This window comes from Mycolicibacterium sp. HS_4_1 (genome assembly GCF_054515875.1).
Map to the genome: position 1 here is coordinate 3,481,738 of NZ_CM137261.1, position 21,622 is coordinate 3,503,359.

Sequence of the window (21,622 nt, forward strand, 5' to 3'; positions counted from 1 at the left end):
GCTTGCGCGGGTCAGCGATACTTCTTGCATGCTCGCGCACCTTCTCGACGTCCTGCCGGCGTTTCTGGTCGCGTCGGTGATCCTGGCGGCGCTGCCCGGTCCCGCGACGGCGCTATTCCTGCACCGTGCGGTGCGCGATGGGCGCAAGGCCGGCCTGGCGGCCGTCGTCGGCAATGAGATCGGCATCTGCGGGTGGACGCTGGCCGGCGGCGGCGGGCTGTCGATCCTGCTGACGGCCAACCACTGGCTGTCGCTGGCGCTGCACATCGTCGGGGCCGCGATCATGATCTGGCTCGGCATCAGTGCATGGCGCAGCGCGAAGCACCCCACCGACATGGCCGTCGCCCTGCCGCCGCGGGGACGGACCCCAGCCGCGGCGTTCCGTGCGGCACTGGTGTCCATCGCCGCCAACCCGAAGGCCGCGGCCTTCGGGATCGTGGTGCTCCCCCAGTTCCTGCCGGGTAGCGGCCCGGTGCTGCCGACGCTCCTGGTGCTCGCCGGCATCCAGCTCGTCATCGATACGTCGTGGTGCGTCGGCGTGGTTCTGGCTGCGGACAAGGCGCGAAACATCTTGAGCCGCAACCACATCCGTCAGCGCATCGAGCGCACCATGGGAGCGATCCTCGTTGCGCTCGGTCTCGGCCTGGCGGCCGACGCCTAGTCAGTGCGCGGCAGCATCCCAACTGGGGCCGTAGCCCACCGACACCTCAAGCGGCACGTCCAGCGGGTAGGCACTGCCCATTTGTTCGCGGACCAGCTTCTCGAGAGCATCCCGCTCGCCTTCGGCGACCTCGAACAGCAATTCGTCGTGCACCTGGAGCAGGATGCGTGACTTCAGCCCGGCGTCCTTCATGGCGCGGTCGACGTTGATCATCGCGACCTTGATGATGTCGGCGGCGCTGCCCTGGATGGGCGCGTTGAGCGCGGCCCGCTCCGCGGCCTCCCGGACATTGCGGTTACTGCTGTCGAGTTCCGGCAGATAACGCCGCCGCCCGAGCACCGTCGAGGTGTACCCGTCCTTGCGGGCCTGTTCGACGACCGAGTGCAGGTAGTCGCGCACCCCACCGAACCGATCGAAGTATTGGTCCATCTGCTGCTTGGCTTCTTCGGTCGAGATCTTCAGCTGCGAGGCCAGGCCGTACGCCGACAGCCCATAGGCCAAGCCATAGGACATGGCCTTGACCCGGCGGCGCAGTTCGGCGGTCACCTCTTCGATCGGCACGCCGAACGCCCGCGACGCGACGAAGGAGTGCAGGTCCTCGCCGGTGTTGAACGCTTCGATCAGCCCGGCGTCTCCCGACAGGTGCGCCATGATGCGCATCTCGATCTGGCTGTAGTCGGCCGTCATGAGCTCGGTGAAGCCCTTGCCCACCACGAACGCCTCGCGGATCAGCCGGCCCGCCTCAGTGCGGATCGGGATGTTCTGCAGATTCGGCTCGGTCGACGACAGCCGCCCGGTGGCCGCGATGGTCTGGTTGAAGGTGGTGTGAATCCGCCCGTCGGATGCCACGGCGTTCAGGAGACCGTCGACCGTGACCTTGAGCCGGGTGGCATCTCGGTGCGCCAGCAGATGCTGCAGGAATGGATGCCCCGTCTTGTCCAGAAGCGATTGCAGCGCATCGGCATCCGTCGTGTAGCCGGTCTTGGTGCGCTTGGTCTTCGGCATCTCGAGCTTGTCGAACAGCACCACCTGCAGCTGCTTGGGCGAACCCAGATTGATCTGCTCACCAATGGCCGCGTAGGCCGCCTCTGCCGCGTCCCGGATCTGGTCGGCGAACTGGCTCTGCAGCCGGCCGAGCAGTTCGATGTCGACGGCGATGCCCGCGTTCTCCATCTCGGCGAGCGCCCGCTGCACCGGCAGTTCCATCTGGCCGAGCAGCGCCAGCGAGTCGATCCCCGCGAGTTGGACGTCCAGCGCGTCGGCCAGATCGCCGACGGCCGCGGCCCGCACTATCAGGGCCTGAATCGCCGCGTCATCGACCTCATCAGGATCGTCGAGCAGCGAAAGCTGTTGCTGCTCCGCACTTTCCGCGCGCAGTTCGCGGCCAAGGAAGCGCACCGACAGGTCGTCGAGCGCGAAGCTGCGCTGCCCGGGACGGACCAGGTAGGCGGCCAGCGCGGTGTCGGAGGTGACGCCGGAGAGATTCCAGCCACGGCCCAGCAAGTCGTGCCATGCGAGCTTGGCCTCGTGCAGCGCCTTGGGCGGGCCGGGATCAGCGAGCCAGGACGCCAGCGCCGCTTCATCTTCGGCATCCAGCCGGGCGGTGTCGATGTAGACGCCTTCACCGCTGGCCGACACGATGGCCACCGCGGTGGCATCGGCATCGAATGCCTTGTGAGTGCCGGCAACGGCCATACCGAAGCGGCTGCCATTGCTGTGCTCGGCGAGCCAGGCCGCGAGGGTGCCCGGCTCCAGCAGACCGCCGCGGACGTCGAAGCCGAGCTCGACCTCGGGCTCGACCGGCGACAACGTGTCGAACAGCCGGTCCCGGAGGACCCGGAACTCCAGGTCGTCGAACAGTTGATGGATGCGGTCGCGGTCCCAGGGCTGCACTCGCAGCGCATCCGGGGTATGCGCCAGCGGCACGTTCTTGACCAGGTCGGTCAGCTCACGATTGAGGATGACGCTGGAGAGGTTGGCCCGCAGCGAGTCGCCGACCTTCCCCTTGACCTCGTCGACATGATCCACCAGCCCCTGCAGCGAGCCGTACTGGTTGATCCACTTGGACGCGGTCTTCTCGCCCACACCGGGGATGCCGGGCAGGTTGTCGCTCGGGTCACCACGCAGGGCGGCGAAATCCGGGTACTGCGCGGGGGTGAGGCCGTACTTCTCGACGACCGCATCGGGGGTGAAGCGGTGTAGGTCGCTGACGCCTTTCTTGGGGTACAGCACCGTCACGTCGTCGGTCACCAGCTGCAACGAGTCGCGGTCGCCGGTGACCACCAGGACCCGGAAGTCCTCCGCCTCGGCCTGGGTGGCCAGCGTCGCGATCAGGTCGTCGGCCTCGAAACCGTCCTCGGCCAAGACCGTGATGCCGAGCGCCCCCAGCACCTCTTTGGTGATGTCGATCTGGCCGCGGAACTCGTCGGGCGTGGCGGCACGGCCCTCTTTGTACTCCGGGTACTTCTCCTTGCGGAAGGTCTGGCGGGACACGTCGAATGCGGCGGCGACGTGCGACGGCTTCTCGTCGCGCAGCAAGTTGATCAGCATGGCGGTGAACCCGTACACCGCATTGGTGGTGAGTCCACCCCGGGTCTTGAAGTTCTCGGCGGGCAGCGCGTAGAACGCTCGGAACGCCAGTGAGTTGCCGTCCAGCAGCATCAATGTGGGCTTGGTGGTAGGCGGGGCATCCGTTGCGGTGGGGCTCACGGCCCTAACTCTATTCAGCCCCACCGACAGCCAGTAACCGCCGCGCCATGTTCGCCAGCTCGCGTGCCGCCGGACTCACCGGCCCGCCGGACCGCCAGGCGAACACCAGCCGTCCGCGCAGCGCCGGGATCAGCGTGACGAGGTGCAGATCGGTGCGTGAGGCGACCAACGACTGCGGCAACACGGCGACCCCCAAACCGCGCGCGGCGAGGTCGGCCAGCGCGTGCGGCGTGCTGGCCTCGAACGCGACGTGCACGTCGACACCGAGGTCGGCGCATGCCCGGTCGAACTGGTACCGAATGCCGGTGCCGGCCGGCAGCGCGATGACGGGACGGTCGGCCAACTCCTCCAATCGGGTCTTGCGCCGGCCGGACCACCGATCGTCGCGGCCGACCGCAACGACGATCGGCTGGTCGGTGACCACCACACCAACGAGACCCGACGGCAGCTCGGTGCCGACGGACACGATGGCGGCATCCAACCGTCCTGTGCGTATGCCCTCGATCAGTTCGTCCGAGTTCGCGGTGCCGAGAGTGATGTCGACGTGTGGGTGCGCCTCGTGGAACTGCGCCAGCAGACCCGGCATGTCGACGTCGTGCGCGGTGACCGTGCCGATGGTCACCGACCCGCGCACCAAATCGCTCAATTCGGCCACCGCGGTGCACGCATCGACAACGGCGGCCAGGGCGGCGCGAGCGTGCGGCAGCACTGCGTGCCCGGCCGCGGTCAACCGAATCTCGCGTCGGCCGCGATCGAACAACGGCTCCCCCAGCTCACGCTCCAGCCGGGCGATCTGTGCACTGACCGCGGGCTGTGCGACGTGGATGCGCTCGGCGGCACGGGTGAAATTGGCTTCCTCGGCAACCGCGACGAAGTACTCGAGCTGCCGTAGTTCCATAAGCATTAATTATAGTTTGTGGACTTCATCGGTATTGGACTTATAGTTCCGTCGCGCCGAGGCTGGACTCATGACACAGCTACTCATCGCCGGCGGCGGTATCGGCGGCCTCACCACCGCACTGACGCTGCACGCCCGCGGATACGACGCCCTCGTTCTCGAGCGTGCGCACGACTTGCAGCCCTTGGGTGTCGGCATCAACCTGTTGCCGCACGCCGTGCGCGAACTCACCGAGCTCGGCCTCGGTGACGAGCTGAACGCCATGGCGGTGGCACCGTCAGCGATTCGCTTCTATACCCATCGCGGCGAGCTGCTGTTCACCGAACCTCGGGGTCTGGACGCGGGCGACGCCTATCCGCAACTGTCGGTGCACCGCGGACGGCTACAGATGATGTTGCTCGACGCCGCACGGAAACGCCTGGGCGCCGACGCTGTCCGCACCGCCAGTGGGGCTACCGGCTTCCAGCAGAGCGCCGACGGTGTCACCGTCGGTACCGCCGCAGGCCCGGTTACCGGTGCCGCGCTGATCGGCGCCGACGGCATCAATTCGATCGTGCGTGCCGAGTTGCATCCTGACCATGACCCGTTGCTGTCGTCGGGCATCACGATGTACCGCGGGGCGAGTGAGATCAAGCCGTTCCTGGACGGGCGCACCATGGCAATCATCAAGGCCGACAACGGAGTTGACCTGATCACCTATCCCATCGGCGGCGCTCGGGTCAACTGGGTGCTCCAGGTCCCCAGCGGGCAGCCCGGCCCGCTGCAGGGCGACGCCAAATGGAACGCGCCCGCGGCGCCCGACGACGTCTTGCCGCACGTGGCCGACTGGGACCTCGACTGGCTCGACATGGACACGCTGATCGGCCGGAGCCCGGCGCTGTTCAGCTACCCCATGGTCGACAAGGACCCGTTGCCGCATTGGGGCGACGGACTGGTGACGCTGCTCGGCGACGCCGCCCACCCGATGTACCCCGTCGGGGCCAACGGCGCGTCGCAATCGATCGTGGATGCCCGCGTACTCGCCGACGAACTCGCGGCCCACGGCTTCTCCGGTCTTCGCACCTACGAGACAGCCCGGCGCGCCGAGACCGCGGACGTCATCGCCGCCAACCGCGAGATGCACGTCGCCGGGGCGTCCCGGACCCCGGAGCAGCTGGCCCGGGTCACCGCCCGGTACCGGAACGAGACGGCGACAAGCACCCGGTCAAGAATGGGTTGACCGGCGACCATTCAAGGCGCTTTCCCGGTGTCCGGGACAGAACTGCAACACGTTTCAGTTTTCCCCGGCCGCCGGTTACTCTGAGCTGGTGCCAGGAGTGACGGACGCCGGTAGTCAGCCGGCCATTGAAGGTTGGTGGGACACCGACGAAAACGGTGCGCCGCACCTGATCGGGGCAAAATGCCCGCAGTGCGGAACCTATGTTTTCCCGCCCCGCGAAAACAACTGCCCCAGCCCGGCGTGTGACAGCGACGTGCTTGAGCCCGTCGCGTTGTCGCGCCGCGGCACCGTGTGGAGTTACACCGAGAACCGCTATCCCCCGCCGGCGCCGTACCCGGCGGCCGATCCGTTCGAGCCGTTCGCCATCGCCGCGGTCCAGCTCGAGGCCGAGGGCCTCATCGTGCTGGGCAAGGTCGTCGAAGGCACCCTCGCCGCGGACCTGAAGGTCGGCATGGAGATGGAGCTGACCACCATGCCGCTGTACACCGACGCCGACGGTATCGAGCGGACCACCTACGCCTGGGCGATAGCGGACGCGAGGAGCACGGAGGATTCAGCAGAATGAGCACCCCAGATCCGTTGTACATCCTCGGTGCGGGCATGCACCCGTGGGGCAAGTGGGGCCGTGACTTCACCGAGTACGGCGTCGTCGCCGCCCGCGCCGCACTGGCCGAAGCCGGCCTCGACTGGCGCCAGATCCAGTTGGTCGCCGGTGCCGACACCATCCGTAACGGCTACCCGGGCTTCATCGCCGGGTCGACGTTCGCCCAGAAGCTGGGCTGGAACGGCGTGCCGGTGTCGTCGTCGTACGCCGCCTGCGCCTCGGGTTCGCAGGCGCTGCAGAGCGCCCGCGCCCACATCCTGGCCGGTTTCTGCGACGTCGCGCTGGTCATCGGCGCCGACACCACACCCAAGGGTGCCTTCGCGCCGGTCGGCGGCGAGCGCAAGAACGATCCCGACTGGCAGCGCTTCCACCTGCTGGGTGCCATGAACCCGGTGTACTTCGCCCTGCTGGCCCGCCGCCGCATGGACCTGTACGGCGCCACCTCCGAGGACTTCGCCCAGATCAAGGTGAAGAACTCCAAGCACGGCCTGAACAACCCGAATGCCCGCTACCACAAGGAGGCTTCGGTCGAGGACGTGCTGGCCAGCCCGGTTGTCTCCGACCCGCTGCGACAGCTGGACATCTGCGCCACCTCAGACGGCGCCGCCGCGCTGATCGTGGCCAGCGCCGACTTCGCGCGCAAGCACCTGGGCTCGCTGGACGGCGTGCCGTCGGTGCGTGCCATCAGCACCGTCACACCGCGGTACCCGCAGCACTTGCCCGAATTGCCGGACATCGCAACGGATTCCACCGCAGCCGTCCCCGGGCCGGACCGGGTGTTCAAGGATCAGATTCTCGATGCGGCGTACGCCGAGGCCGGCATCGGCCCCGACGACGTCAACCTGGCGGAGGTGTACGACCTGTCGACCGCCCTGGAACTCGACTGGTACGAGCACCTGGGCCTGTGCGCCAAGGGTGAAGGCGAGCAGCTGCTGCGCTCCGGCGCCACCACGATCGGTGGCCGCGTGCCGGTCAACCCCTCAGGTGGTCTGGCGTGCTTCGGTGAGGCCATTCCCGCTCAGGCCATCGCGCAGGTTTGTGAGCTGACCTGGCAGCTGAAGGGCCAGGCCACCGGCCGCCAGGTCGAGGGCGCCCGCGTGGGCGTGACCGCGAACCAGGGCCTGTTCGGCCACGGTTCATCGGTGATCGTCGCGCGCTGATACCGCCGCCCAACGTGCGGAAAATCCCGGGAAATTACCGATTTCCCGGGATTTTCTGCACAGTGGGCCGGTGATGATTTCAGTCCGGGTCAAGCCGGGGAGCCGCAAAGGGCCGCTCGTCGAGACCGACGACGACGGCACGCTGGTGGTGTACGTCCGCGAGCAGGCGGTGGACGGCAAGGCCAACACCGCGGTGATCCGGGTACTGGCCGAGCATTTCGGCGTGCCGAAGTCGCGGGTGGAGTTGGTGTCCGGCGCGGCGGCCCGGATCAAGCGGTTCCGGATCGTCGAGTAGCGCGGTAATACTGCAGTCATGCCTCGCATCACCGCTGTCCGCGGCGACATCACCCAGCAGGACGTCGACGCGATCGTCAACGCCGCGAACAGTGGGATGCGCGGCGGCGGTGGCGTGGACGGCGCCATCCACCGGGCCGGCGGGCCTGCCGTGCTACTGGACTGCGTCGAGCGCTTTCCCCATGGGCTGGCCACCGGCGACGCCGGCTGGACGACCGCCGGGAACCTCCCGGCGCGGTGGGTGATTCATACGGTAGGCCCGAATTACCGGGCAGGCCAACATGATCCGGAGTTGTTGCGATCCTGCTACCGGCGCTCACTGGTAGTCGCCGACGAACTCGGCGCCCGGAGCATCGCCTTTCCGTTGATCAGCGCGGGCATCTATGGGTGGCCGCTCCATGAGGCAATCACGATTGCCGCCGAGACGATTTCATCTGCCGCCGCGAAGGTCGACGACGTCCGTCTGGTGGCGATCGACGCGGACACCGTCAACCGAATCGACGCTCAGCTGCGACGAACATGAGCTCACGTCCGAAGTTTCGCAGGAACTTCGAACACAAGCTCACGTTCGGCGGAAAGACAGCTCAGGCGACGCCGAGGTAGGCGGCTCGGATGCTGTCGTCCTTCAGCAGGTCACGGGCATTGCCGCTGCGGGTGACGGCGCCGGTTTCCAGGATGTAGGCGCGATTGGACCGGCTCAGTGCCTGCTGGGCGTTCTGCTCCACCAGCAGCACCGTGGTGCCCTGAGTGTTGATCTCGGAGATGATCCGGAAGATCTGCGAGATGACCATGGGTGCCAGACCCATCGACGGCTCGTCCAGCAGCAGCACCTTGGGCCGGGCCATCAGCGCGCGGCCGATCGCCAGCATCTGCTGCTCGCCACCAGAGAGCGTCCCGCCGGCCTGCGACCGCCGTTCGGCCAGCCGCGGGAATGTCGTCAGCACCCAGTCGAGCCGCTCGTCGTGGTCGTGCTTGGACTCGAATTTGCGTCCGTAGCAACCCATCTCGAGGTTCTCGATGATGGTCATGCCCGGGAAGATGCCGCGCCCCTCCGGCGCCTGGATCAGGCCGGCGGTCACCCGACGATGCGCTTTCATCTTCGAGATGTCCTCGCCGTCGAACCACACAGAACCCGACGCCAGCGGCAACAGGCCGGAGATGGCCCGCATCATGGTCGTCTTGCCCGCGCCGTTGGAGCCGAGCAAGGTGACCAGTTCGCCCTCCCGCACGATCAGCGAAACACCATGCAGCGCTTGAATTCTGCCGTACTGGACGACGACGTCACGAACTTCCAGCAGCACCGGCCGCAGGTCGAGGCCGACGGATTCAGAGCTCGTCATCGGGCACCCCCAGGTAAGCGGCGATGACCTTCGGGTCCTCGCGAATCTCGGCCGGCAGGCCTTCGGCGATCTTGCGCCCGAACTCCAGTACCACGATCCGGTCGGTGACACCCATGACCAGCCGCATGTCGTGTTCGATCAGCAGCACTGTGTAGCCGTCGTCCCGGATCGCCTGGATCAGTTCGATCAGCGCGGACTTCTCGCTCGGGTTGAAGCCGGCGGCCGGCTCGTCCAGGCAGAGCAGTTTCGGCTCGGTGGCCAGGGCCCGGGCGATCTCCAGGCGGCGCTGATCGCCATACGAAAGGTTGCGGGCCTTCTCCTCGCCGCGGTGCGCGATCCCCACGAATTGCAGTAGTGCCGCAGCGCGTTCGATGGCGTCACGTTCCTCGCGCCGGTGCCGCGCGGACCGCAGCAGCGCACCGGGGACCGACGTCTTGTGCCGGGCGTCGGTACCGACGACGACGTTTTCGAGCGCCGTCATCTCGCCCCACAGCCGGATGTTCTGGAAGGTGCGCGCGATGCCGCGGCGGGTGATCTCGTGGCGCTTGATCTTGCCGAGCGGCGCGCCGTCGAACAGCACCGAACCCGACGACGGCCGGTACACACCGGTGATCGCGTTGAAGCAGGTCGTCTTGCCGGCCCCATTGGGACCGATGAGGCCGAGAATCTCGCCGCGGCGGATATCGAACGTCACGGAGTCGAGCGCGGTGAGCCCACCGAACTTGACGGTGAGATCGGTTGTCGCCAATAGCTTCTCGCCCTCGGCGACCTGCACGTCACGGTGCAGTGCGGCGAGTTCCTCGTCGGGTGTGAGCTCTGGTGAGTCGCTCATGCCGCCGCCTTCGAATCGTCCGCGTTGCGCAGCAACCGACGCGCCGCCCGGCCGTACGCCAGCAGCTGCTGGCGCACCGGGAACAGTCCCTGCGGCCGGAAGATCATCAGTACCACCAGCGCCAGGCCGAAGAACAGGTATTTGAGGTCACCGAGGTTGATGCCGAGCACGTGCACCCCGAGCAGCCGGTTCGGCAGGTAGACGATGATGAACGCGCCGAAGATCACGCCGAGCTTGTTGCCCTGCCCACCGAGGACCACGGCGCACAGGAACAGCATCGAGTTGATGATGTTGAAGGTCGGCGGTGCGACGTACTGCACCTGGCCGGCATACAGCGCGCCCGACAGGCCGCCGATGCCCGCACCGATGACGAATGCCCACAGCTTGAACTTGAAAGTGTTGACGCCCATGACTTCTGCGGCGTCCTCGTCTTCCCGGATGGCGACCCAGGCCCGTCCGACGCGGCTGCGCTCGAGGTTGCCGACGAGCAGCAGCATGCCGACCATGAGCGCCAGCCCCAGCCAGAACCACCAGGTGCCGTAGTTGGCATGCCCGGTGGAGTTACCGCTGGAGAACACGCCGGTGGGCAGCTTGTCGGTCTCCGCCAACCGCGGATACGCGATCTGGTTGAGGCCGCGGGCGCCATTGGTCAGGTCGGAAAGGTTGTCGGCCAGGAGCCGGATGATCTCGCCGAATCCCAGGGTGACGATGGCGAGGTAATCCCCGCGCAGCCGCAGCGTCGGGATACCCAGCACCAGGCCGGCCAACGCCGTGACGGCCATGGCCAGCGGCACACACGCCAGCCAGGCCCAGTCCTTGTCGAGGAACCCGCCCGCCCCCACCTGGTTCCACGGGCTGTCGGGGCTGGTCAGCAGCGCGACGGTGTACGCGCCGACGGCGTAGAACCCGACATAGCCGAGGTCGAGCAATCCGGCTTGGCCCACAACGACGTTGAGGCCGATCGCGATGATCGCCACCATCGCGAACTGCGCCATGGTGCCGCCGAAGCTGATGCCGGGCGTGTTGAGGAACGGCGGGGTGTACAGCGGCAGCAACGCCACCGCAGTGAACACGACGATACCGACGGCCCATTTCGCGGGTCGGTTCTGCTGATCCCACCACTGGCGCAACTGGTCCCCGGGCGCCAGCACGTACCGGGCCCAGCCCTCGCTTCGATGCTGCCCGCTCATGCTCGTGCCTTCCCGAGACTTTCACCGAGTATCCCGGTGGGACGGATCAGCAGCACCAGGACCAGCAGCACGAAGGCCACCACGTCGCGCCACTGGGTACCGAAGAACGCCTGCCCGTAGTTCTCCATGATGCCGAGGATCAGCCCGCCCAGCAGCGCGCCCCGAAGGTTGCCGATGCCGCCGAGCACCGCGGCCGAGAATGCCTTGATTCCCAACAGGAATCCACCCGAGTAGATGATGCCCTGCGGCACCTTCAAGGTGTAGAGCAGCGCGGCCGCGCCGGCCAGCAGGCCGCCGATGAGGAACGTCGTCATGATGATGCGCTCGCGGGACACACCCATGAGGGTGGCTGTCGCCGGGTCCTGGGCGACGGCTCGGATACCGCGGCCGAATTTGGTGCGATTGAGTGCGATATCGGTGAGCAGCGCCAGCACAACCGCGGCCACCACGATGACGACGGTGACGTTCGAGATGTTCGCGCTGAACAGCGTGAACTGAGTTTTGGGCTGCACCAGGATGATCGGCTGCTGGGCATTGCTGCCGCCGAATCCTTTGAGGATCTTCGGCAGCACGAAGTGCACGAACTCCTGCAGGACGAACGACATGCCGATCGCGGTGATGAGGAACGTGAGCCCGCGTGCATTGCGGCGGCGCAGCGGCCGGTAGGCCACGACCTCCAACCCGACGGCGGCGGCGCCGGAAACCGCCATCGCGACCACCATGGCGACGCCCAGATAGAAGATCGTCAGCCCGATACCGAGGTTGTACGCGTTACCGCTGGGCTTGAAACCGAGAATCATCTCCAGCGCGAAGTACGCGCCGAACATGCCGAGCATGAAGATTTCCGAGTGTGCGAAGTTGATCAGCCGCAGCACGCCGAAGACCAGGGTGTAGCCGACGGCGACCAGGGCATAGATCGCACCCCACGACAAACCGTCAATCGTCAACTGCCAGAACCCGTTCAGCAGGTTGTCGACGTTGAAATTGATATTGGCCGCGGTGCACACGTAGTGGCCGACGCAATCGGGGGTCATCGGGTGGCGGCTCCTCGGTTATTGCGGTGGTGACTGTCTGCGAACAAACGACGCGCCCGGCACGGGGTCCGGACGCGTCGTCGTCTGCAGATTCCTACTGGACCTTGTAGACCCAGATGAGGTTGGTGGTCAGCTCACCCTTGTTGTTCCACTGGTACTTGCGGGCCACACCCTGACCGTCGTACTTGGCGACGAAGTCCAGCAGCGCCGGCCGGGTGACCGCGCCCGAATCGATGCCCTTGACCAGGATGGTGCCCAGGTCGTAACCCTCGGTGCTGTAGGTGCCGGGCTCCTGCCCGAACTTCTTGGTGTACTCCTCGGCGAACTGCTTGCTCGCCGGGCCGCACGGGCACGACAGGATGGCGCCCTTGGAGGACTCGCCGGCCTGCTTGACGAACTCGGGGTCCTTGGTGCCGTCGGCGCTGACGAACGTCGCGGTCACGCCACCGTCCTTGAGCTGCTGGACGAACGTCGCGGCTTCGGCGTAGTACCCGCTGTAGAAGATCGCATCCGGGGCCGCGCCCTTGATCTGAGTGACGGCGGCCGAGAAGTCCTTGTCGCCCTTCTTGACCGAGATGTTGCACGCCGAATCCGCGACCGGTCCCAGCGTGGTGCGCACGGCGGTGGCCAGGCCCAGGCCGTAGTCGGTGCTGTCGTCGACGACGCAGACCTTCTTGTACTTGAGAGTGTTCTTCAGGTAGTTCGCAACGGACGGCCCCTGCACGCCGTCATTGGCGAGACCGCGGAAGAAGGTCTTCCAACCGTTCTCGCTGAGCGTCACGTTGGTGGCCGAGGCGGTGGCGGCGACGAGGCCGGCCTGGTCGAAGACGGTGCCGGTGGCCTTCGTCTCGCCCGAGAAGGCCGGGCCGACCAGGCCGATGGTGAACTTGTCGTCGACGATCTGCGGTGCGATGGCCGTCGCCTTCTGCGGGTCACCTTCGGTGTCGAAGGTCTTGAGCGTCACCTGGCAGCCCGGGTTGGCGGCGTTGTGCTTGTCGATGGCCAGCTGCACGCCGTCCTTGATGTTGATGCCCAGTGCGGCATCCGGGCCGTTGAGCGCACCGGCCATGGCGATCGAGACCGGCGGGCAGGTGGCCTTGCCGTCGCCGGCCGGATCAGCGGGAGTCGCGCCCCCGGCGGCTTTGATCTCCGCACCGTTCTCATCGATCTGCACCTGCTCGACGATCTTGAGATTCGAGCCTGCCGCGCCGCTCTGCTTCGGATCAGGCTGGCTGCATCCCGCCAGACCGAACACGATCAGACCGGCACTGCCGACTGCAAGAGCATTCCGAGCTACGCGACTGCGCACGCTTCACCTCCGGGTCATGGTTACGTGACACCGGACGTCGTTCTGACTCTTCGCAGGTGAGGCCCGACGTCCGCTACTTCGCGTAGACAGTAACCAACCGGGAGCGGTGATACCTGCTGTTGAGCGATGCTCGCCGACGTTGTGTCGGGCGGACCTGTGTAAACGCTGGGATGCGAAACACAGAGTTAACGGGCGGCGGCCCGGTGACTCAGCCGGCTGACGGCTCCGTCGTTTCCGCGGCGGGCGGATCCAGCGTTTCCACGACGACCTCGGCCACCCGTTTCATCGTGGTGCGACGGTCCATCGCCGCCCGCTGGATCCACTTGAACGCCTCGGGCTCGGTCATGCCCTGTTTGGTCTGCAGAATGCCTTTGGCGCGCTCGACGAGCTTTCGGGTCTCGAGCCGGTCGGAGAGCGAGAGGACTTCATTCTCCAACGCCGTCAGCTCACCGAAGCGGCTGACGGCGACCTCGATGGCCGGCACCAGATCAGTGATGGAGAACGGCTTGACCAGGTACGCCATGGCTCCCGCGTCGCGGGCCCGTTCGACCAGCTCACGCTGCGAGAACGCGGTCAGGATCACGATGGGCGCGATGCGCTTGGCGGCGATCTCAGAGGCGGCGTCGATGCCGTCGCGGCGCGGCATCTTCACGTCCATGATCACCAGGTCCGGCTTCAGCTTCTCGGCGAGTTCCACCGCCTCCTGGCCATCGCCGGCCTCGCCGACGATCTCGTAACCCTCCTCGCGGAGCATCTCCGCCAGGTCCAGCCGGATGAGCGCTTCATCCTCGGCCACGAGAACACGGCGCGGTGGGACGTCATCAGTTGTTGGCCCGGTCATCCCCATATTGTCGCGTGAAGCGCGCTCGGAGGCGACCTCGGGGCGCGGCGCACCCCCCAGAATCACATCAACTATGGTGGTACACCGCACCGCGAAACGCCCTCGTATCCCAACTGGCAGAGGAAACGGATTCAAAACCCGTGCAGTGTGAGTTCGAATCTCACCGAGGGCACCAAAACTCGCCGCTAAACTGCACGCATGGGGGCACTGCAAGTCACTGCGGATGGACTGTTCGCCGTTGCCGGACAACTTGAGCAGCATGCCCAAGCTCTGTCGGCACACATCACCAGCGGTGCGCCGCTGACTGCCGGCCAATCCACCGCTGACGTCGTCGCCGAGATGCAGACGCGCATCGACGCCGCGTCTGCCGCACATGCCGAACGCATGTGGTCGGTGGCCGCGTCGCTGACCAGCGCGGGTCGGGCCTATACCGACTCCGACAGCTCGGCCTCGGCAGCTTTGGCGGAATAGCCTCCGATGCCCGAGTTCGAATTGCCGACGCTGGCACAGATCACCGATTGGGATGTGCAACACCTGGTCGACGCCGCCGCGCACTGGAACAAGACCGCCGACCTGTGGGAGAACTCATTCCATGACGCCTGGCAGGGCACCCTGCGCCCCGGCGGCACCACGTGGGAAGGCAGTGCGGCGGAGAACGCGCAGGACATCGCCTGGCGCGATCTGGTCAAGGTCCGGGGGTCGGCCGACGCGCTGCGGGCGGCAGCCAATATCGCGCACACCGGCGCTGCGTCGCTCTCCGATGTCAAACGCCTGGCGCTGGGCGCAATTGACGAGGCACGCACCAACGAATTCACCGTCGGTGAAGACCTGACGGTGACTGAGGTGCGGTACCGATTCGTGGCCAGGGAGCGCGAGTCGCGCGAGTCCATAGCCGACGATCACGCCGCCGATATCCGGCACTTCGCCGCGAATCTCGTTGCGCTGGATCGAGATATCGCGCACCGTCTCCGAGCACTCATGTTGGGCATCGGCTCGCCGATCTACTCGGTCTGAGCGCCTCCCCGGCGCATGACACGCCGGGGAGGCTTCGCCCAAGCCCCGTCTATGAGCCCTGGTGCTGGTGTGCCTTGTTGTCCGTCGACGAGGTGGTCTTGCCATCCGCGTCGCCCTCGGACCGCCCCGTCGGCTTCGACGGCTCGCTCGCAGCCGGGGTCTGCTTCGCCACCTTGCCCGGCTTCGTGCCCGGCTTGGTCTTGGTGCCCGACTTGTCGTTACTGCCCGACTTGTCCTGGCCCGCGGCATTGGTCGTCGACGCGGCGGTACCGGCCGGTGCGCCCGGCTTCGGCGTTCCCGACACGGACGAATCAGGCTGCGTCGTTCCAGATTTCGGGGTGTCCGTCTTCGGGGTGTCGGTCCCCGGGGTCGACACGCCCGTGGTACCGGTCGTCGATCCCTTGGTCTCGTCCGTCGGCTTGGCCGGCGTCGTCGAGTCCTCGGCCATCGGGTCTGTCGACTTTGTGTCTGTCGACTTTGTGTCCGTCGACTTCGTGTCCGTCGACTTTGTGTCCGTCGACTTTGTGTCCGTCGACTTGGTGTCCGTCGATGTCGGGTCCGTCGACGTCGGGTCGACGGCACCGGCGGCCGTGGGCTGAGCGGCATCGACTACCTTGGTGTCAGCAGACCCCGACTTGTCGCCGGCCGTGATGTGCCCGGCGGTATCCTTCGACCCGACCACCTGAGCCTTCAGCTCTGTGAGCGTCTTATTCGCCGCGGCGAGAGTGTCCGCGCTGGACAGCGTGGCAGCCGCCGGGGCGAGGCTCGCGGCGGTAGTCGCCTGCGCCGCAGCCGGTTTGAAGATTCCCGACAGGAAATCGGTGAATGCCTTGACTGCGTTGGCGAACGCGGCCTGCAACGACGAGGTGAACGACGCGAATGCCTGCTGCGCCTGGGCGAAGGCATTCTGGATGAACGCGATGAACGCCACGAACGGTGACGTCACCGGATTGTGGACCATCGCATCGGCAATGGCCTTCTGGATCACTGCCACCGCAAGCTTGGGCGTCCAGTCGGTTTGGTAGATGCCGTAACCGGTGTCGGTACCGGGAGTGCCGTCACGGGTCGTGTAGATGTACAGCGGTCCGGTGTAGGTCAGCGCCCGCCACGCGGTGATCATGTCCTGGATGAACGCGGCCTGGCTCTGGTTGCTGGCGTCGGTCACCTTGCCGTTCGAGTCGAGCACCGTCTGGAAGCCGTACTCGGTGGCCCAGATCAACTTGGTTCCATCGCCGTTCTGCACCATGAGCGCCCGGACACCTTCGACTTGGCTGATCGCCGTCAGCGGGATGCCCTCACCTTGGGAGAACTTCACCAGCTGCGAGAAGTCATACGGGTGCACGGACAGCGCGTCGAAAAAGCCTTGCGCGCCAGCGGCATACATCGCCGCCACGTAGGTGGGCGCGGAAGCGGTCACCCCGAAGAAGTCCACCAGCGGAGCCAGCGCGCCGGCGACCACGGTTGCCGTCGGATCAAGTTGCTTCAAAACCGGATAGACAGCTTTCAACAGTGCGGTGTAGCTGGCCGGGCTCATCGGCTGGTAGAACGAAGCGGAATTGACCTCGTTCCAGATCTCATAGGCCGAGATGGTGTTGCCGTACCGAGTGGCGACCTGACTGATGAAGTTGACGTAGTCCTGCGGATTGGGCGCTCCGGCACCCGGAAGGGTGCCGGAGGGCGCTGCCCACAGCGGCGTGCTGCTGACCTCGGCCAGCACGCCCATGTTGTGCGCGGCAGCGGCATTCATCACGTTGTCCATCAACGTCCAGTTGTAACTGCCCTGCGCCAACGGTTCGATCAGACCCCACGGGACGAAGACCCTGATGTTCTGCACACCGATCGACTGCAGCTTGGTCAGCGTGGCGTCGATGTCCGCCGGCGACATTCCGTACAGACTCGAGTCGGCGATGCCGATGGTGGTATTCGATTCATCGATCGTTGCGGTAGGCGTGACGTCGGCCGCGACCGACCGGGGCAGCGTCGGCGCCACGTGGCTGTAGGTGCAGATGACGGCCAGCGGCATCAATATGACGACGACTCTCAGCATCAGAGCCCGGAACAGACGGTTCACCGCGGTCCCCCTTTCCACCGTGGCCATCACATTTGTCGACGGCGCGTAGGCCGTTAATTTACTGCGCTGCCAACAAATAAATGTGTACAAAAACGAAATCTCATTGAAATACTTTTAGCACGCATTTTAGGCAAACGAAAAGGCCAACTAAGTTTTTCTGCCACGTTCTGATACAGCGAATTCAATATCGGTTCAATTTTTAGCCATGAGCAAGGTTTATCGGAGATAACGGCACTTCACGGCCACTCATTCAATCTATTAGGCACCATTCGACGTCAGCGTTGAATTTCTAGCAATTTTGATATTGATCGCTGGATGACACATTTTTCACACACGGCGAAGGGGCACGTACGGCGCACCAATACGCCGCTGACCGGACCCCATAAATGGCCACCGTGACTGGCCATTTATTGCTGACCTCACCTGCCCCAAACGGCAGCCCTCCCGCAACCTTGGCGACGGCCCGACGCCGCCCTGTTCGCCGTCAGCGGAGTATCCGCAGGCGAGCACCAAATGTGGCCCTGCGCGTCTACCCTTTAATCCATGGCGGTCATGGACGACGCTCGCCTCGCCAGCGGCGCCGCGGCACCGGCTCGCGCGGAGTTGGTCGCGGCCGTGCGCCGTTCGGTGTGCGTCCCGACCGCCACGGTGCGCGAGTGCCTCCACCCCGACGCCGACACCCTGAATCCGACCGTCGCGCGCAGCCGCCGAATCCTGACTCGCACCAGCCGCCTGGGCGCCATCCTCAGCGTCTTCTTCGCCTTCCAAGCGTTGTCGACGGGGCCGTACGCGATGTGGATCGGTGCCGTCAACGTGGTCAGCGCCGCGTTGTTCCTGCTCGTGCCGACGCTCTACCGGTTCGGTGAACTGGTAGCACCGGCGGCCTTCGTGCTCATCGCCTACACAACGGTCACCGTCGTGTGCATCAACGTCGGCACGGGCTCCGGAATCCTGCTGTATTTCGCCGTAGCAGGCGCGATAGCGCTGCTGATCGTGGGGCTGGAACACCTCATGTTCGCCGCGGGTGTCGCCGCGGTCGGCATCGTCACGGCGATCGTCCTGGAGTTCACCGTCCCGGCATACACCGGCGTGCAGACCGAGATGGAAAGCCGCGTGGCCTTCGTCATCACCGCGGTGTCGGCTTGCCTGATCGTGATGGCGACCGTCTGGTCCGTCCTGCGGGAGAACGCCATCGCGCAACGCGCCATCCAGTCCGAGTATCTGCGGTCCGAGACGCTGCTGGCGAACATCCTCCCGGAGTCCATCGCACAGCGGCTGAAGGATCCGGCACACACCGTGATCGCCGACAAATTCGACGATGCCTCAATCCTTTTCGCCGATATCGCCGGCTACACCCAACGCGCCGCCGACACGGCTCCCGCCGACCTGGTCCAATTCCTCGACACGCTGTACACCGATCTCGACGCACTCGTGGACCGGCATGGCCTGGAGAAGGTCAAAACCAGCGGCGACTCCTACATGGTGGTCAGTGGGATACCTCACGGCCGGGCCGATCACCTCGAGGCGCTGGCCTGCCTGGCCCTGGACTTCGCCGACTCGGTCCGCGAACTCACCGACCCGAAGGGTCGCCCCGTTCCGGTCCGTATCGGCATCGCGGCCGGTCCGGTGGTGGCCGGTGTGGTCGGCTCGCGCAAGTTCTTCTACGACGTCTGGGGCGACGCGGTCAACGTCGCGTCCCGGATGGAGAGCACCGACGTCGCCGGCCGAATCCAGGTGCCGCACAACGTCTATGAACGCCTGCAGCATGCCTACGAATTCGAGGAGCGCGGCGAGATCGACGTCAAGGGCAAGGGTCTGATGCGCACCTGGTACCTGATCGGCCGAACGTCTGCGGCCGGGTCATCGCGCGCCGACGGCGCTCAGTCCAGCCCGTGCTCGATGGCGTAGCGCGCCGCTTCCACCCGATTGGCCACCTGCAACTTGCGGAACGTCGCCTGTACGTGGTTCTCGACGGTGCGGTGACTCAGGGTAAGGCGTTCGGCAATCTGCTTGGCGGTCAACCCTTTTGCCACGTAGCGAAGGATCTCAGTCTCCCGTTCGGTCAGACCCGCGGCCGGGTCCGCACCCGGCGCCTTGGCCAGGCGCCGATGCTCCCCCAGCACCAGGCCGGCCAGTCCCGGCGTGAACACCGCACGCCCCGCGCCCGTCGCACGGACGGCGTCGGCCAGCTCGACCTTCGAGGCGCTCTTCACCAGATACCCGGTGGCACCGGCCTTCACGGCCTCCAGCACGTCGTCACGCTCATCGGAGGCCGACAACACCAGTACGCGGCTGGCAGGTGATACCGCCAGCACCTGGACGGTCGCCTCGACACCACTGCCGTCGGACAGCCGCATGTCCATCACCACCACCTGCGGCTTGACCACCGCGGCCCGACGCCCGGCGGCCGCGACGCCGTCGGCCGTGGCCACCACGGTGAAGCCGGAGTCTTCGAGATCACGGGCGACGGCGTCACGCCAGATCGGATGGTCGTCGACGACCATGACCGTCAGCTCGGCCTGTTGCGGCTCAGCCATCGGTACCTTCTGTTCTCGGCACCGTCAGCTCCCACTCGGTGCCGGCGCCCGGCGACGTCGTCAGCTCCGCCGAACCGCCGAGCGATTCCAGCCGTCCCACAATAGATTTCGTCACACCCATGTGCCCCTCCGCCGCCGCCTGCGCCAACCGTCCGTCGGCGATCCCCACTCCATCGTCGCGGATGCTCACGACAACCCGCTCCCCCAGGTCCTCGACGAGGACGAATGCCCGGGCCTCCCGGCCGGCGTGCGCCGCCGTGTTGCCCAGCACGTTGGCCACCGCGGCATCGAGTTCGCCCGCCGCTGCGGCGTCGAGCAGCACCGGGTCCGGCGGCACGCTCACCGCCACGCGGTCCCCCGCACGGGCCCGGAGCGTTTCACCGACGTCGACCAGACCCCCCGGCACCTCGTCGAGGCCGGAACTGACCAGCCAGCGCAACGCCCGTTCCTGCTCGCCGGCGAGGTGCGCGAGCTCTGCTGTTTCACCACCGATTTCCCGCCCCTTGCGGGCCACCAGCGCCAGCACCTGGATGGCGCCGTCGTGCACCCGCCGGGACAACCTCTCGCGCTCGGCGGTCGCCGCGGCCAGCCGGATCGCGCGCTGCAGTTCGGCGTGGGCCCGCCGGGCAGTCTGGGCCGCCATCCCGACCGCCAGGCCCACCGCCAACTCGATGACAAGCGTCGCCTGCCGCCCGAGGTTGGGATCGAAGTAACCCTTGAGCACTGCACCGGCTGCCGTCACGAGCAGTCCGACACCCATCCCGGCCACCGGTCCCAGTTGGATCGCCGCCGACAACGTCGCGTTGGTGGCCCACAACGTCGTCGGCCACGACTGGTTGCCGGCGATCCATGCCGGGGACGCCACCAGATCGGTCGACAACACCAGCAGGACGACCACCAGCACCTCGGCGAGCACCCAGCCGTTACGTCGGCCGAAGCCGTGCAGGTAGGCCACCGCACACGCGAGGCTCCAGCCGATCAGGCCCCCGAACAGCGCCCACACGACGGCGGGGTGCTGCAGATCGTCATTCACCGCGAGCTGAAAACCCAAGGCGTACAGGCAACTGAGGAACCGGAAGCCCTGCGCCGCCCGCCACAGCGGGGCGGCCGGGTCCGGTGCTTGTTCCGGCTTTGCAGCGAGATGAACAGCCACTACATCACTTTGGACAAAAATGCCTTCGTGCGTTCATGTTTCGGGTCGGCCATCACCTCACGCGGGGCTCCGCGTTCGACCACCACGCCGCCGTCCATGAACACCAGCTGGTCGGCCACCTCGCGGGCGAAGCCCATCTCGTGGGTGACCACGACCATCGTCATGCCGTGCTGGGCAAGCTTCTTCATGACGCTGAGGACTTCTCCGACCAGTTCCGGATCGAGTGCCGACGTCGGTTCGTCGAACAGCATCAGCTTGGGCTCCATCGCCAACGCGCGGGCGATCGCGACGCGCTGCTGCTGGCCGCCGGACAACTGGGCCGGATAGGCGCCAGCCTTGCTGGACAATCCGACCTGGTCGAGCAGGTCCCGCGCACGGCTCACCGCCATATCGCGTTTGACGCCTTTGACGTGGACCGGCGCCTCGATGATGTTCTCCAGCGCGGTCCGGTGCGGGAACAAGTTGAAGTGCTGGAACACCATGCCGACGTCGCGACGCTGGCGGGCCGCCTCCTTGGCCGGCAACTCATGCAGCTTGCCGCCGCGTTCGCGGTAGCCGACCAGCTGCTCGTCGACGTACAACCGCCCGGCGCTCACTTGCTCCAGATGGTTGATGCACCGCAAGAACGTCGACTTGCCAGAACCGGACGGGCCGACGAGCACGAGCACCTGCCCCCGCTCGACCTCCAGCGTGACACCTTTGAGCACCTGCAGGGCACCGAAGCTCTTACATACCTTTTCGGCGCGCACCATAGCC

21 protein-coding genes and 1 tRNA gene are annotated in these 21,622 nt (G+C 66.3%); 10 read left to right on the forward strand and 12 right to left on the reverse strand.

Features of this window, described 5'->3' with window-relative positions; genetic code table 11:
- The first annotated feature begins 28 nt into the window (after positions 1 to 28).
- Positions 29 to 661, forward strand: coding sequence for a LysE family translocator (locus ACX12F_RS16665; RefSeq protein WP_459365641.1), 633 nt, complete (start codon positions 29 to 31; stop codon positions 659 to 661).
- On the opposite strand, the gene polA is transcribed toward ACX12F_RS16665, so the two are convergent.
- Together polA and ACX12F_RS16675 are read right to left on the reverse strand one after the other, a co-directional pair.
- Positions 662 to 3,322, reverse strand: coding sequence for a DNA polymerase I (gene polA / locus ACX12F_RS16670; RefSeq protein ID WP_459370386.1), 2,661 nt, complete (start codon positions 3,320 to 3,322; stop codon positions 662 to 664).
- Between the two features lie 58 nt (positions 3,323 to 3,380).
- Complete coding sequence (locus ACX12F_RS16675) at positions 3,381 to 4,268, reverse strand: LysR family transcriptional regulator (protein ID WP_459365642.1); 888 nt, start codon at positions 4,266 to 4,268, stop codon at positions 3,381 to 3,383.
- 70 nt (positions 4,269 to 4,338) lie between these two features.
- Here ACX12F_RS16675 and ACX12F_RS16680 point away from each other — a divergent pair, with 70 nt between their 5' ends.
- The 5 genes from ACX12F_RS16680 (at position 4,339) to ACX12F_RS16700 (ending at position 8,068) form a co-directional block, all read left to right on the forward strand.
- Entirely contained in the window at positions 4,339 to 5,487 is a 1,149-nt protein-coding gene (locus ACX12F_RS16680) for an FAD-dependent monooxygenase (RefSeq protein WP_459365643.1), read from the forward strand.
- A gap of 88 nt (positions 5,488 to 5,575) precedes the next feature.
- Positions 5,576 to 6,052 carry a Zn-ribbon domain-containing OB-fold protein gene (locus tag ACX12F_RS16685; protein WP_459365644.1) on the forward strand — a complete coding sequence of 159 codons (477 nt, stop codon included), beginning with the start codon at positions 5,576 to 5,578 and terminating at the stop codon, positions 6,050 to 6,052.
- Positions 6,049 to 7,251, forward strand: a complete 1,203-nt coding sequence (locus ACX12F_RS16690) for a lipid-transfer protein (RefSeq protein ID WP_459365645.1) — start codon at positions 6,049 to 6,051, stop codon at positions 7,249 to 7,251. Before ACX12F_RS16685 ends, ACX12F_RS16690 begins: the two co-directional genes overlap by 4 nt.
- A 73-nt stretch (positions 7,252 to 7,324) precedes the next feature.
- Complete coding sequence (locus ACX12F_RS16695; protein ID WP_459370387.1) at positions 7,325 to 7,546, forward strand: DUF167 domain-containing protein; 222 nt, start codon at positions 7,325 to 7,327, stop codon at positions 7,544 to 7,546.
- A gap of 18 nt (positions 7,547 to 7,564) precedes the next feature.
- On the forward strand, positions 7,565 to 8,068 hold the full coding sequence (locus tag ACX12F_RS16700) for an O-acetyl-ADP-ribose deacetylase (protein ID WP_459365646.1): 504 nt from the start codon (positions 7,565 to 7,567) through the stop codon (positions 8,066 to 8,068).
- A 61-nt stretch (positions 8,069 to 8,129) separates the two neighbouring features.
- On the opposite strand, the gene ACX12F_RS16705 is transcribed toward ACX12F_RS16700, so the two are convergent.
- From ACX12F_RS16705 to ACX12F_RS16730, 6 genes are all read right to left on the reverse strand, one after another.
- The gene (locus ACX12F_RS16705; protein ID WP_459365647.1) at positions 8,130 to 8,885 is read right to left on the reverse strand and encodes an ABC transporter ATP-binding protein; all 756 of its coding nucleotides are present in this window, start codon (positions 8,883 to 8,885) and stop codon (positions 8,130 to 8,132) included.
- Positions 8,872 to 9,717, reverse strand: a complete 846-nt coding sequence (locus ACX12F_RS16710; protein WP_459365648.1) for an ABC transporter ATP-binding protein — start codon at positions 9,715 to 9,717, stop codon at positions 8,872 to 8,874. The genes ACX12F_RS16705 and ACX12F_RS16710 overlap by 14 nt, the downstream gene beginning before the upstream one ends.
- Positions 9,714 to 10,907 carry a branched-chain amino acid ABC transporter permease gene (locus ACX12F_RS16715; protein ID WP_459365649.1) on the reverse strand — a complete coding sequence of 398 codons (1,194 nt, stop codon included), beginning with the start codon at positions 10,905 to 10,907 and terminating at the stop codon, positions 9,714 to 9,716. Before ACX12F_RS16715 ends, ACX12F_RS16710 begins: the two co-directional genes overlap by 4 nt.
- Positions 10,904 to 11,941: a branched-chain amino acid ABC transporter permease gene (locus ACX12F_RS16720; protein ID WP_459365650.1), complete on the reverse strand. Its 1,038-nt coding sequence runs from the start codon at positions 11,939 to 11,941 to the stop codon at positions 10,904 to 10,906. The genes ACX12F_RS16715 and ACX12F_RS16720 overlap by 4 nt, the downstream gene beginning before the upstream one ends.
- A 94-nt stretch (positions 11,942 to 12,035) precedes the next feature.
- Positions 12,036 to 13,250: a branched-chain amino acid ABC transporter substrate-binding protein gene (locus tag ACX12F_RS16725; RefSeq protein WP_459365651.1), complete on the reverse strand. Its 1,215-nt coding sequence runs from the start codon at positions 13,248 to 13,250 to the stop codon at positions 12,036 to 12,038.
- 208 nt (positions 13,251 to 13,458) lie between these two features.
- Positions 13,459 to 14,091 (reverse strand): two-component system response regulator PdtaR, encoded by a 633-nt coding sequence (locus ACX12F_RS16730; RefSeq protein WP_459365652.1) that lies wholly within the window; start codon positions 14,089 to 14,091, stop codon positions 13,459 to 13,461.
- A gap of 98 nt (positions 14,092 to 14,189) precedes the next feature.
- On the opposite strand from ACX12F_RS16730, the gene ACX12F_RS16735 reads away from it, so the two are divergent.
- The 3 genes from ACX12F_RS16735 to ACX12F_RS16745 all read left to right on the forward strand — a co-directional run bounded on the left by ACX12F_RS16735 (position 14,190) and on the right by ACX12F_RS16745 (position 15,105).
- Positions 14,190 to 14,266 (forward strand) — tRNA-Leu (locus ACX12F_RS16735).
- Positions 14,267 to 14,289: 23 nt separating this feature from the next.
- Positions 14,290 to 14,562 carry a hypothetical protein gene (locus tag ACX12F_RS16740; RefSeq protein ID WP_459365653.1) on the forward strand — a complete coding sequence of 91 codons (273 nt, stop codon included), beginning with the start codon at positions 14,290 to 14,292 and terminating at the stop codon, positions 14,560 to 14,562.
- A 6-nt stretch (positions 14,563 to 14,568) separates the two neighbouring features.
- Positions 14,569 to 15,105, forward strand: coding sequence for a hypothetical protein (locus ACX12F_RS16745; protein WP_459365654.1), 537 nt, complete (start codon positions 14,569 to 14,571; stop codon positions 15,103 to 15,105).
- Positions 15,106 to 15,154: 49 nt separating this feature from the next.
- Here ACX12F_RS16745 and ACX12F_RS16750 read toward each other — a convergent pair whose 3' ends face one another.
- Positions 15,155 to 17,176 carry a cellulase family glycosylhydrolase gene (locus ACX12F_RS16750; protein WP_459365655.1) on the reverse strand — a complete coding sequence of 674 codons (2,022 nt, stop codon included), beginning with the start codon at positions 17,174 to 17,176 and terminating at the stop codon, positions 15,155 to 15,157.
- A 543-nt stretch (positions 17,177 to 17,719) separates the two neighbouring features.
- Between ACX12F_RS16750 and ACX12F_RS16755 the strand changes: the two genes are divergently transcribed.
- Positions 17,720 to 19,084 carry an adenylate/guanylate cyclase domain-containing protein gene (locus ACX12F_RS16755; RefSeq protein WP_459365656.1) on the forward strand — a complete coding sequence of 455 codons (1,365 nt, stop codon included), beginning with the start codon at positions 17,720 to 17,722 and terminating at the stop codon, positions 19,082 to 19,084.
- On the opposite strand, the gene ACX12F_RS16760 is transcribed toward ACX12F_RS16755, so the two are convergent.
- From ACX12F_RS16760 to ACX12F_RS16770, 3 genes are read right to left on the reverse strand one after another with little or no spacing between them, the layout of a single operon-like run.
- Positions 19,057 to 19,713, reverse strand: coding sequence for a response regulator (locus ACX12F_RS16760; protein ID WP_459365657.1), 657 nt, complete (start codon positions 19,711 to 19,713; stop codon positions 19,057 to 19,059). The two genes, ACX12F_RS16755 and ACX12F_RS16760, sit on opposite strands and share 28 nt — an antisense overlap.
- Complete coding sequence (gene macS / locus ACX12F_RS16765) at positions 19,706 to 20,866, reverse strand: MacS family sensor histidine kinase (RefSeq protein ID WP_459365658.1); 1,161 nt, start codon at positions 20,864 to 20,866, stop codon at positions 19,706 to 19,708. The genes ACX12F_RS16760 and macS overlap by 8 nt, the downstream gene beginning before the upstream one ends.
- Positions 20,866 to 21,618, reverse strand: coding sequence for an amino acid ABC transporter ATP-binding protein (locus tag ACX12F_RS16770; protein ID WP_459370388.1), 753 nt, complete (start codon positions 21,616 to 21,618; stop codon positions 20,866 to 20,868). Before ACX12F_RS16770 ends, macS begins: the two co-directional genes overlap by 1 nt.
- Between the last annotated feature and the right edge of the window lie 4 nt (positions 21,619 to 21,622).

What these genes read in the sequence shown, in the direction of transcription:
- ACX12F_RS16770 (WP_459370388.1), bottom strand. Translation starts at nt 21,618, where the DNA reads ATGGTGCGCGCCGAAAAGGTATGTAAGAGCTTCGGTGCCCTGCAGGTG.
- ACX12F_RS16715 (WP_459365649.1), bottom strand. Translation starts at nt 10,907, where the DNA reads ATGAGCGGGCAGCATCGAAGCGAGGGCTGGGCCCGGTACGTGCTGGCG.
- ACX12F_RS16665 (WP_459365641.1), top strand. Translation starts at nt 29, where the DNA reads ATGCTCGCGCACCTTCTCGACGTCCTGCCGGCGTTTCTGGTCGCGTCG.
- ACX12F_RS16700 (WP_459365646.1), top strand. Translation starts at nt 7,565, where the DNA reads ATGCCTCGCATCACCGCTGTCCGCGGCGACATCACCCAGCAGGACGTC.
- ACX12F_RS16755 (WP_459365656.1), top strand. Translation starts at nt 17,720, where the DNA reads ATGGCGGTCATGGACGACGCTCGCCTCGCCAGCGGCGCCGCGGCACCG.
- ACX12F_RS16710 (WP_459365648.1), bottom strand. Translation starts at nt 9,717, where the DNA reads ATGAGCGACTCACCAGAGCTCACACCCGACGAGGAACTCGCCGCACTG.
- ACX12F_RS16745 (WP_459365654.1), top strand. Translation starts at nt 14,569, where the DNA reads ATGCCCGAGTTCGAATTGCCGACGCTGGCACAGATCACCGATTGGGAT.
- polA (WP_459370386.1), bottom strand. Translation starts at nt 3,322, where the DNA reads ATGCTGCTGGACGGCAACTCACTGGCGTTCCGAGCGTTCTACGCGCTG.
- ACX12F_RS16675 (WP_459365642.1), bottom strand. Translation starts at nt 4,268, where the DNA reads ATGGAACTACGGCAGCTCGAGTACTTCGTCGCGGTTGCCGAGGAAGCC.
- ACX12F_RS16680 (WP_459365643.1), top strand. Translation starts at nt 4,339, where the DNA reads ATGACACAGCTACTCATCGCCGGCGGCGGTATCGGCGGCCTCACCACC.
- ACX12F_RS16705 (WP_459365647.1), bottom strand. Translation starts at nt 8,885, where the DNA reads ATGACGAGCTCTGAATCCGTCGGCCTCGACCTGCGGCCGGTGCTGCTG.
- ACX12F_RS16760 (WP_459365657.1), bottom strand. Translation starts at nt 19,713, where the DNA reads ATGGCTGAGCCGCAACAGGCCGAGCTGACGGTCATGGTCGTCGACGAC.
- ACX12F_RS16720 (WP_459365650.1), bottom strand. Translation starts at nt 11,941, where the DNA reads ATGACCCCCGATTGCGTCGGCCACTACGTGTGCACCGCGGCCAATATC.
- ACX12F_RS16695 (WP_459370387.1), top strand. Translation starts at nt 7,325, where the DNA reads ATGATTTCAGTCCGGGTCAAGCCGGGGAGCCGCAAAGGGCCGCTCGTC.
- ACX12F_RS16690 (WP_459365645.1), top strand. Translation starts at nt 6,049, where the DNA reads ATGAGCACCCCAGATCCGTTGTACATCCTCGGTGCGGGCATGCACCCG.
- ACX12F_RS16740 (WP_459365653.1), top strand. Translation starts at nt 14,290, where the DNA reads ATGGGGGCACTGCAAGTCACTGCGGATGGACTGTTCGCCGTTGCCGGA.
- ACX12F_RS16730 (WP_459365652.1), bottom strand. Translation starts at nt 14,091, where the DNA reads ATGACCGGGCCAACAACTGATGACGTCCCACCGCGCCGTGTTCTCGTG.